Annotated in this window: 2 protein-coding genes; both read right to left on the bottom strand. The window is 48.6% G+C overall.

Annotated elements, in window-relative coordinates:
* Window positions 1–121 precede the first annotated feature (121 nt).
* Window positions 122–1,273 carry a prealbumin-like fold domain-containing protein gene (locus tag CSQ89_RS20800; RefSeq protein WP_099407895.1) on the bottom strand — a complete coding sequence of 384 codons (1,152 nt, stop codon included), beginning with the start codon at window positions 1,271–1,273 and terminating at the stop codon, window positions 122–124.
* Between the two features lie 570 nt (window positions 1,274–1,843).
* A complete protein-coding gene (locus CSQ89_RS20795; protein ID WP_099407894.1) occupies window positions 1,844–2,434 on the bottom strand; it encodes a hypothetical protein in 591 nt (196 codons plus the stop codon).
* Window positions 2,435–2,874 lie beyond the last annotated feature (440 nt).

Below are 2,874 nucleotides of genomic sequence, written 5' to 3'. Positions count from 1 at the left end.
ACGGGCTGGTTGGCAACGAAAGCGCGCTGGGGGACTGCAAGCATGACTGAACTCCGATAATAAGGAGTCAATCAGCTTGGTCACTGTCCAGCGACGGCGATAGATGCTGGCCTCCGGGTATTTACGAACCGGCTGCCGTGGCGGCGGCATCAAGAGTGACGGTGCCAGCGGCCAGGTTCGGTGTGGCGGTACCGCCTGCGCCCAATCCGGTGAAGGTCGCCCCGGTGAGGGCATAGCCCGGGGGGATGGTTTCGGTGATGGTAGTACTGGTAGCAGAAGTGGTGAGCGTCTGGGTAGCACCAGTGACACCGGTGGCAGGTACAGTGGTAGTAAGGGTTTCGCCAGGGTAGCCGTTGTCGCCAGTGTAATTAAAGGGGCCTACCCCGCCATTGCTGACGGCAGTGACGGCAACCGTGGTAGGCGGCAGGCACCAGGAAAACTGGTTGACGCTAACCCGCTGTCCCTGATTGTTAGCGATCGCTGGTGACTCTGAATAAACAGCCGCTGCACTCGTTATTCCAGACTGAGAAAAATCAGTAGTGACATTACATGCATCAATATTTAGCTGACAAAAAAGAGCAGTACCTCTTCTATTGTTAATATCAACAGGTCCGACAGTAGGGTCGACTGCCTCTACTGTACCCGCCCCAAGATTCACCGTATTCCGAGTCGGATCTACATTTATGGCCGTCGGGAGCAACGCGCCGCCATTCGCTCTATAAGTTACAAAGTCTCGAAAACGCACATTATTAGTGACATCTTCATATGCATCTACATCCATCGAAACAAAGCTAAGTTTATTAACTGGCCTGCTAAGCCCAAAATTAAACGTCGCGACAATTGCGCCTGCGGGCGCATTAAGCGTCTGCACGCCCAAAGATGTCGGATCATTTCCATTTAGCCCTAAATTAGGTGACGCAGGTGGAGTTGGATCAAGTACAACTGCACCATTTGGCGTAACACTAACAGTAAGCGTCGTTGAATTTCCCCCTGTTACAACGGGATACGCAACAGGCCCAAAAGTACCATCTGCCCAGCTTGCCGCAGGAAAACTAAAATTCTGCGCCATTTCCCCCACGGCACAAACCTGCGCCGCCAAGGTCTGTGGAGCCAATAACAATGCCGCGACTATCGGTATTGTTTGCAATAAGCGCCCTACGCCAAATCGAACCGCTTTCGAACACTTCCCCAGCCCTTTCCAATTCCTGCCGGCTAACCCAAGCACTCGTCGACTGCCTTCGATTTGCTGTTCCATACCGTTGACCACCTTCATTGTTATATGCCTCAGTCAAGGCCGATCACCGTCGTCTTGGCTGATAGGAATAAATTTGGTCTTAAGAATAGGGAACAAAAAAAAATCTACCGCCTTATTTGATGAGTTCACTGCATCTTCAATTGGCCCCAAAAAACAAGTAAGGTATAAATTCTTTTAAAAACAAAAGCATAGAAACATAACAACCCATACAACCCGAATAGATGGGCAGGTAGACGAGGTGGCAGCGTACGTAGAAAATAGCGTTTTTCACAACAGTACCTACCCCATAATTTTATGACCGACATGATCGATACATGCGTACTTGCCGTAAGTGATTTAATTCAACAGAATTGCAAATATATGAATATAACGCTCAAGTTTAGCTAATTGGCCTATCAATTACCCACCATGGCAGATAGCACTTTACGCAATAGGGGATAAATGGCAGCCATATCGGCAATAGAAATAAATTGATATCGACAAAAATGACCGGACAGATATATCTGAAGGGCTTCATCAATATCGAGGAAGATTTGGAAACGGTATATCTAACGCACGTTTCCAGTCCTTCAACCTAACAACTTCGGGTCAAAAGTGCTTCGCTAAAAAACTCACCAATGAGGAAAAGCCAGGGGAGGAGCGGTCAATCAACCATCTCAGTGACTTACTTTCTTCGAACCACTTTTCCGGCTTGGGTGGCGGGCTCCAAATCATCAACTCACTGCGAATATGCTTTTCAATGAAAGTCGATATCCGCTGAATATCACCCTCTACAGAACGAAGTGCCACACTCCTAGCATCCCCCCCCCCTCTCAACCCACAATCTACTTCCGCCATTTGAGAAAAAACCTTCTTGGACGCCGAGGTTAACAACCCTTGAACTTCAGAAAGAAGCAGACTTGCCTCCACTTTATGCTCCTTAGCCTGAGAGATAGCGGCAGCAATTTCTTTAATTGCCAGTTCTTCCAGAAAAGGATCGATATAGCGCGACCAAAAAACAGCGCGTGGTGTCCCGTTGAATTCACCGCCTTGGTAAGTAATTTCCTGCCCATCTCGCCTTTTCACACGGAATGGCGTACCTGACTTCATAAAAATCCAAGGCGTGACCTGCTCCTGAATGAGCTGCTCAACGGCATCATCAATGCGTTTTTCAAACGTCGGATAGAGCGGAGTCGACAAGTTGATAGCGCCGAGTGTAGTGGATGCAAGAAGTCGGAGTTAGTTACAGAATAACTTGTCCAGAACATCACACAACCTTGAAACGAGGAACGGTATAGCGCCCGACATTTCATACTTCCCCAAACCTGCACGTCAGTACCTAGCGGAGGCTATGGGCTACTTCAAGCAGACGAACAGTAGCTCAAGTTACACAATGTGTGATCTGCTGCTAATGCAAACTGACATCAATTTTTTAGCACGCTACAACAGCAAAGAATTCGTCGTACCTGTTTCCGAAATACCGCTTACTTACTGATGTTACGCAGTGCATACCCTAACCTGTCGCCATGAAGAACAAAGAACTCGATTTGTACACCGACTATTTGCTGAGCACGTTTGGTGCGGCGACAGCAACGGGCTTGTCGGCGATGGTAGGTGGTGCAGTGAGCCACGACCAGGTG

The organism is Chitinimonas sp. BJB300 (assembly GCF_002735695.1).
In the GTDB taxonomy this organism is placed as follows: domain Bacteria; phylum Pseudomonadota; class Gammaproteobacteria; order Burkholderiales; family Chitinimonadaceae; genus Chitinimonas.
The sequence above is the reverse complement of the archived record's forward strand: the minus strand, read 5'-3'. Positions and strand labels throughout refer to the sequence as shown.